We start from the raw sequence: 7,901 nt of genomic DNA on the forward strand, positions 1-7,901 counted from the left end.
AACACCTTCAAAATCGCATCAAAATACCTGTTACTTCCGCCCAATCTCATGTCATTTTATCTATTTATCATTGCCAAATAATCTCTTAAAATAGGAATATATTTACATTGTATCGATTACCATAAATTAAATGATTTGGAATTTAGGAGGCGAAGGAATGGTAAAAAGGAAAAAGATTCAGGTTTTGAGCGCTTCTGTATTGGCTGCTTCAGCTTTTGTTACAGCAGCCCCAGCTGAGGCTGCTTCTGTTAGTGAGGCTGAAAAACTGGTGAATGTAGCAAAGGAAGCTGGAACGATTCTAAAATGGGCCATTTCAATTGAAGGAAGCGCTGACGGAAAAACACGGCCATGGGTTGCTTACAATAACGCAAAAGGAGCCTATGACAAAGCCGTCCAAGCAGTGACTACACTTCCTACAGCACAGAAAAACAGATATTTAGCTGAGCTTGATGAGCATGTTAATCTCCATATTACGCGGGCTATGTATTATATTGATGCCATTACAGCAGGAGAAAAGATTCGAGTGAAGCAGCAGGCTCTAGTAAAGCAATTGAATTTAAACCTTATCAACGATGATACTGAGAAAGCATTCCATGAGCTATCGAAAGAAATTCGTAAGCAAGCGATCCTTCTAGATCGTGTATACGGAAAATCAACTCGTGATCTTATCAGGTCCCATTACAAGCAATCGGCGGAGAATGTCAGGAATAGTGTGGTGTATGCCGTTTCTGTAAAAATGGAGCTGGATCTTGCTCAAAAGGCAAAGTCTGATTCCAATTTTTCTAAAACAGAACGACATCTGCAAACTGCACGAACCTATTTACCATATGTCGAAAACCCGATTATGAAAAAAACATTAACAGACCGGCTAAATGCTCTTTCACCTGGAATTATCTCTATTGTAAACAAAATTGTAGCCGTCGAACCAAAACGGATTAAAGTTGAATTTAACAAAGCCATGTTAGCTGGTACGGGGTCAAACAGTGCCGAAAATGCATCTAACTATGATGTAACCGCCCAATCCATCAAAAGCGTCACACTCTCGCAAGATAAAAAGTCTGCTATCATCGAATTGTACGAACCGCTTTATACAAATACTGTTTACTACGTTACAGTCAAAAGAAATATCCAAACCGCCAATTATGAATCACTAGGAAATTCAGATTACATCGTAAAGTTTACCTTCAATGACACAATCAAACCAACTGTAACATCAGTTAAAACGCATACTAGCGGAAATGTCGAGGTTAGTTTTTCTGAACTCATAGCTGCTAATTCACCACTTTCTATCACAATTGATGGAAAAGCTGTGAAATACAATTCCCTGTACAGCGATACTGATTTGGTGGTTATCCCTAAATCAGAGGTGGATCGGATTGGGCTGCGCAAAGGAAGAACCTACTCCATTGAAATTACAGGAGCTCGTGACCTAGTCATTTATAACCCAAACATTATGAATACGTACAGAAGCACCTTCCTATACAATCCGGCAGCTGATACCATTCCTCCAGAAGTGAAAGCTTTACAAGTAAAAGATGAAAAAACAATCACTGTTGAGTTTAGCGAAACCCTATCAAGCTTTACAGCCAGCCACCTCTCCATTAAGAAGGGAAATACAACAATTAAACCAGCAGCTATAAAGGACAGTTCAGATGGCAGTAAAACAAAATTTGATATAGAACTGCCTGCTTCTGCTTATGGAGCAAATGAAATTTCTGTCAGATTAAATGTTCAGATTAAGGATTATAAGGACCTTAAAGGGAATACGGGCAAAACATACGAACGCGCTGTTACAATCAACAAGGATTTAACGCCGCCACAATTTGTTCAGGCGGTTTACGACAGAAATAAAAATGAAATTCATTTCACCTTTAATAAAAACTTAAAATCAGGATTACCAACCGTCAGTAAAATAAAAATAACGGACCAAAATAATAAGTCTCTTCAGGTAGCGGCCAAATCGAATACTGATGATAAGATGATCATTGATGCAAAGAGTCTGCCGGATGGGGTGCTAAATATTTCAGTGGCAGAAGGTGCTGTCAAGGATAATACTATTTCCCAAAATAATAACAGGGCTTTCACTACTTCTGTTATGAAAAAATTTGATCAAGAAAAGCCTGAGGTGGCATTTTATGAATCTTCAACAAATGGACAATTTATCGCTTTATTTAGCGAGCCTGTGAAAACAGACTCAGCCACATCAGCAGCCAATTACTACTTAGAAGGCCATCCGATTCCCTCTAATTCGGTATTATCAATAAGCTCAAATCAAAGAGAAGTGACAATCCTTCTTCCGGAAGGGACAATTAAAACGACTAATAAATATCGAGTGAGTGCAAGCGGAGTAAAGGACTTAGCTGATAACGCTATGACAACTTATTCAGCAGTGATTACGCTCAGCGACAATACTCAGCCAGAGTTAATTAGAGCTTCTTTAGATAATAAAAATATTAAATTAACCTTCTCAGAATCTATTTTCCTTGAAGGCGGAAACTCCGATTTTACAATTACTATGGATAACCAACCCATTTCACCCCAGTACTACACAATTAAAAGCAGCTCCAAGCAAAGCGAATTACTCATTCAGCCTGAAAAAGGAATGTCCTTTGAAAATGGGAACATTACAATCGAAACAACATCTAATGCAACAATACGAGACGCTGCCTTTAATACAATTAAGGCTAACACGACAGTTACAGTTACACGATAAGCGGGACACAGGGACAGGTACACTGTCCCTTTTATATTCTGATTTGGGGCATAGGGATAGAATAACTCGATAGCGTTATGTGGGATTTGTTTATGATGAGCAAATTCCTTTTTTAATTCCGCATCGTTTCTTAATAAGAACAATTTGTTCTTGTTTTATTTTATATAGCGAATTATAATAAACATAATTCGTTCTTTAAAAAGAACAACTAGGTAGAAGGCGGTGTACAAAAAAGATGAAAAAGTTGATTCGTTGGACAAGCAATATCGTGGTAGCTTTCTTAATTTTGTTAAGTATTTCCTCTATATATTCCGTCTATCAAACCAAAAAGAACCCAAATCAGCTACCCACTATATTGGGCTATAAAGTTATGACTGTATTAACAGGTAGCATGGAACCCCACTTAAAACCTGGAGATCTTGTTGCAGTGAAAACAACAGCTCCTGAAGACCTGAACGTGAATGATGTCATCACCTACCGAAATAACGAAAAAACGCTTGTGACTCATAGAATTATTGACTTATCTGTTCAAGATGGTTCGATTTTTTTCCAAACAAAAGGGGATGCCAATAATATTGCAGATGAACATCTAGTTCCAGCTAATCAAGTAATCGGTACTGTTCGTTTTTATTTACCAAAAATCGGCTATATCACAAATTTTATTAAAAGTCCCCTCGGTCTAACGGCAGCAGCAATTCTTTTCCTTATTTTAATAACCATAGGCCACAGCAAGAAAACTTATTCTGCAAGAAAAGAGGATTATAGGGACAGTTCCATTTCCTAATTATGTTAAAACTCTCCCTCTATATCTTCATTATGTTATGTCTATGGATTTTATAAAAAATCTCTTACGGAGGTGAATCTAATTACCATATAACATTTTCAGATTGGTTTAGCCTGAAGTTACACCTAAATAAGAAGGGAAAGATATTAGTGAAAAAGAAAATTGGCATTAGCTTATTTGCCGTTTTGTTTGTAGCAATCGCAATGATGGGAACAGTAGCTTATTTTTCAAAAAGCTTTAAGAGTGATAGCAATAGAGCAACAGCAGCGAGCTTCGAAGTGGAGGCTGTCAATGCACAAGGGAAAGTCATTGGAGATGCACAGTTTGATTTAGACGAAAAACTGTATCCGGGAATGAAGCCAGCCGAAGTGTACAGCTTCAGCATTAACAAAAATAATACGGAAGTACCTGTTCAATATAAAGTTAACTTAAGCCCGAGCGGAGATTTATTCCCTGCAGACGGTTCCACTCCGATCAAATTAACAATGCAAAGAAATATGAATGGAAACTGGACTGACATCGACTACAATAGTGAATTTAAACCGGAAGCAACCGCAGAGAGCTTTAGAATTTCAGTTGAATGGCCGCATGGTAACAATGATATTGCCTTTCAAGGAAAGACAGGCAATATTAAATTAGAAGTAGTTGCTACTCAAATTGATGCTGAAGAAGAGCAGGGTGAGCCACAGCCTGAACCTGAAGATCCGAACGCAGTAAGAAGCACTGCACAGATTACTTTATACAAAGATAGCACCTCCTCTTCTAACTTCATTGATTTTACTAATATCACAAACTTTAAATTAAAAAATAAAAATACAAGAAGAGAATATACAGTTGGGACAACACCAGGTGGACAAAAGCATGTTTACAAAATGAATGAGATTCCTGTTGGAGAATATACGATTCATTTTGATACACCTGCTGGTATGAGCGTAAAGGAAATTCAGCTTGGGGAAGCTTATAAGGAAACTATTTATAATCCAGATTCAAATCCACTTGTCATTACCAATAAACCTAACTATGTTAAAATAGTTCTTAAGTCAGAACTAACGCTAAAAGAAATCAAACCTTTAGAAGACTTAACTGTTCCGGCAAATATTAAGATGAACGATTTTCTAGCAGCCTTGCCAAAACAGGCAACAATCGTAGATTCTGCTAATCAAGAGCATCAAGTTGACCTAAAATGGGATGTTCGGCCATTTGTCTTTAATGATTGGAAAAAACCAGGAAGTTATTCCATTTGGAGTGAGTTCTTTAAGCTACCTGTAAATGTATCATCCGACCCATCACAAAGATTGGAAGTCAAATTGAACATTAATTTTCAGTAAAAATTATAAAGAAACTAAAGTATTCCCCCTTTAATGCCTCCTGTTTTCTCTCGAGGCATTTTTATTTTTCCAAGTGGGACACAGGGACAGGTACACCGTTCCTTATTTGTATTTATTTCCAGATAGATTTACTCCCCTCCACATAACTTCCCCATGTAATAGAACAAAACTTTTAGGAAACAATAACCGATAGCATTTTATAAACGAGGGATACTAATGGAAGAAAAACTAGTACAGGCAATTCAAATGCATGCTCATCCATTAAATGATTTAGGCATTCTATTAAACGAGATTAATAATCAAAAATATGTCTTACTTGGGGAATCATCTCATGGGACGTCTGAGTTTTATAAAATTAGGACTGAGCTTACCAAAAGACTGATTGAAGAAAAGGGATTTACCTTTATTGCGGTTGAAGGTGATTGGCCTGCCTGCCAACAGGTGAATCAGTATATTAAAGGCTGGGACAGAACACATTCAAACGCCAGAGAAGTGTTACAATCCTTTAACCGCTGGCCTACTTGGATGTGGGCAAATGAGGAAATGATTGATTTGATCGAGTGGCTAAAAGCATATAATGGAACACAGCCCCGGGAGAAAATGGTGGGCTTTTACGGGATTGATCTTTACAGCCTATGGGAATCGATGGATGAGATGATTAAGTTTTTGCAGAAAACGAACTCCCCTGAACTTGAAGCTGCACGCAAAACCTTTGCATGCTTTGAACCATTTAATCGTCAAGGCGAAAAATATGGGGTGTCCGCCACTTTTTACAGCGAGGATTGCTATGAAGAGGCCATCCAGCTTTTAAAGGAGATTTCTTTAAAAAAATATACATTTCCCGACCACGAGGAAAGCGGCTTAAACTTGGAGATCAATGCACTCATTACCGCAAATGCTGAGAATTACTATCGGACAATGATTGTCAATGACAATGAATCATGGAATATCCGTGACCATCATATGGTCGAGGTTTTAAATAGAATCATGGTCTTCTTTGGAAATCAGGCTAAAGGAATTGTTTGGGAGCATAACACCCATGTTGGCGATGCACGTGCCACTGACATGGCCAATGAAGGAATTATAAATGTTGGACAGCTGCTTAGGGAGCAAGAGGGAGAAGAAAGGCTGTTTATTATTGGATTTGGAACACATCGGGGATCTGTCATTGCCGCTGACCGCTGGGGCGATAATTTTAAAAAAATGATGAGCCCGCCTGCTAAAGTTGGCAGCTGGGAGGATTTGATGTACAAGGCCGGACCAAAGGATAAAATTATTTTGTTTAATGATGAAAATAGGCAAATTTTTAACCAAACGATTGTTCACCGTGCAATTGGGGTGGTTTATAGTCCGTTGCATGAACAATATGGGAATTACGTGCCGTCTAGAATGTCGGAGCGGTATGATGCGTTTGTTTATATAAATAGTTCGAATGCTGTGAATCCGCTGGAAATTGGACGGGGGATTGGGATTATATCCTTATAGTTGAGGACAGTCAACCATGTTCAGGACTCTTGCCTTTTTTCAAAAAGAAATGTGTACACCTTTGCGGAGGTGTACACAGAAATCTTAGAATGTAATCGCGATTTCTTTATTGGCTGCAGCTGCTTTCGCCGTAAACACGACATCTGCAGATCCCTCTGAATTCTTTACATTCCATCCTTGTAAATCACCAAACTCGTTGGCAATTTTTGCAGCGATAGATGCTGGCGTGTCAGCTTTTACTAGGTTAATAGTTTTTGTCATGTTTTCAGTTCCATCGGAGAATGATACAGCATGTGGCCCATCTTTATGGACGGTTCCATGGATAGTTAGAGTGCTGACTTGCTTAACACCTGGGTGGGCTGGAGAACCATCTTGTTCGTTAATTTGATTTTCAGGAATGTTTGGATGTCCTTGATTTGAATATGAAATAGTAATCTTTACATTATAATCTTTCTTCTCTTTTGAAGTGAAGATCACTTTTGAACCTTCATTTCTAAGATCCCAAGCAGCTTTAAAGTTCATCCATGCAGCAATTCTGCTTTCATTAATATTATCAACTAGGTTTTTAGCTAAACGAACACCGTCGAATCTATTCTCCTCTGGTGGAAGGTAGTCATAAATGGTTTGGCGAATAATCGCATCCACTCCCGCTCCATCATTATAACTGAAGTTCCAGCCGGAATTTCCTCCGCTTGGCTTCCCTTCGCCAAAGTCAAACACGACAATCTCAGATTTTCCTTCCGAAGCTTCTTCCCCTTCGACCGTATTGACTACCACACCTTGAATCTCATTAGGATTACCAGGGTCTGTTTCTCCAGGCTCCTCGTCCCCATCCACTTGTGTAGCAACAACCTCTAATTTAATACTGCCTGTTTTGCCTTGAAAATCAATATCATTGTCACCATGCGGCCAATCAACTAAAATCTTGAATTGCTCGTTATCATTTGAAGGCTTGAATGATGTAGAATAGTCCACATCAACCCATACTCCGCCAACCTCTTTTTTCAAAGAAATTGCAATTGGAGAACCTCCAGCTTCAGGGAATAAGTTACCGCTCGGCGTTAATTGAACCTTATATTCAACCGGAACCTCTGTGTTGTTTTTATTAATTATGAAGCTATAGGCCTCAATCGGCTTCATACCGGGGTAGAGCTTGTCACCTAAATTAAACTCTGCATTGCCAATGGTTTTCCCATCCTTATTCACCACATCTACATCAAAGATGGCTGCCGCTGCGATGTTATCCTCACTAGTGAAGCTCTTGGAAAAATAGGCAACTGTCCCCATAATTGCAATTGCAATAACCAATACTGCAAACAGACTCAGACCGATTTTCTTTTTCAACCGAACCTTCCCCCTATTAAAATATATTTCTACAATTTGAGATTCAGTAAACCACTTATCAACTCACCACCTAAGTCAAAATATTTTAGAAACACCTAAATCCTTATTAAAGAACAATTTACCCTATTATAATTCTTTATAAAGAAATAAACAAGTTATTTCGTTTCTTATTAAGAACAATTCAACTACATAAATAAAAAAGCCCTGCAGGAGAATGATATGCTCCCCATTAGGTAGACAGATTAAA

General features: G+C 38.3%; 5 protein-coding genes. 4 read left to right on the forward strand and 1 reads right to left on the reverse strand.

Annotated features, from left to right (window positions below):
- Positions 1 to 157: 157 nt before the first annotated feature.
- The 4 genes from H0173_RS16735 (at position 158) to H0173_RS16750 (ending at position 6,310) form a co-directional block, all read left to right on the forward strand.
- Positions 158 to 2,713, forward strand: coding sequence for an Ig-like domain-containing protein (locus H0173_RS16735; RefSeq protein WP_221847655.1), 2,556 nt, complete (start codon positions 158 to 160; stop codon positions 2,711 to 2,713).
- Positions 2,714 to 2,948: 235 nt separating this feature from the next.
- Positions 2,949 to 3,497 carry a signal peptidase I gene (locus tag H0173_RS16740; RefSeq protein WP_221847656.1) on the forward strand — a complete coding sequence of 183 codons (549 nt, stop codon included), beginning with the start codon at positions 2,949 to 2,951 and terminating at the stop codon, positions 3,495 to 3,497.
- A 149-nt stretch (positions 3,498 to 3,646) separates the two neighbouring features.
- Positions 3,647 to 4,825, forward strand: a complete 1,179-nt coding sequence (locus H0173_RS16745) for a hypothetical protein (protein ID WP_221847657.1) — start codon at positions 3,647 to 3,649, stop codon at positions 4,823 to 4,825.
- A 216-nt stretch (positions 4,826 to 5,041) separates the two neighbouring features.
- Positions 5,042 to 6,310: an erythromycin esterase family protein gene (locus H0173_RS16750; protein ID WP_221847658.1), complete on the forward strand. Its 1,269-nt coding sequence runs from the start codon at positions 5,042 to 5,044 to the stop codon at positions 6,308 to 6,310.
- 84 nt (positions 6,311 to 6,394) lie between these two features.
- Here the strand turns inward: H0173_RS16750 and H0173_RS16755 are convergent, their stop codons facing one another.
- On the reverse strand, positions 6,395 to 7,654 hold the full coding sequence (locus H0173_RS16755; protein WP_221847659.1) for a hypothetical protein: 1,260 nt from the start codon (positions 7,652 to 7,654) through the stop codon (positions 6,395 to 6,397).
- Positions 7,655 to 7,901: the final 247 nt, after the last annotated feature.

The organism is Bacillus sp. S/N-304-OC-R1, from assembly GCF_019749375.1.
Taxonomy (GTDB): domain Bacteria; phylum Bacillota; class Bacilli; order Bacillales; family Cytobacillaceae; genus Cytobacillus.

Bases quoted from the DNA above. Each gene is read 5' to 3' on its own strand.
- H0173_RS16735 (WP_221847655.1), top strand. From the start codon at position 158: ATGGTAAAAAGGAAAAAGATTCAGGTTTTGAGCGCTTCTGTATTGGCT.
- H0173_RS16740 (WP_221847656.1), top strand. From the start codon at position 2,949: ATGAAAAAGTTGATTCGTTGGACAAGCAATATCGTGGTAGCTTTCTTA.
- H0173_RS16750 (WP_221847658.1), top strand. From the start codon at position 5,042: ATGGAAGAAAAACTAGTACAGGCAATTCAAATGCATGCTCATCCATTA.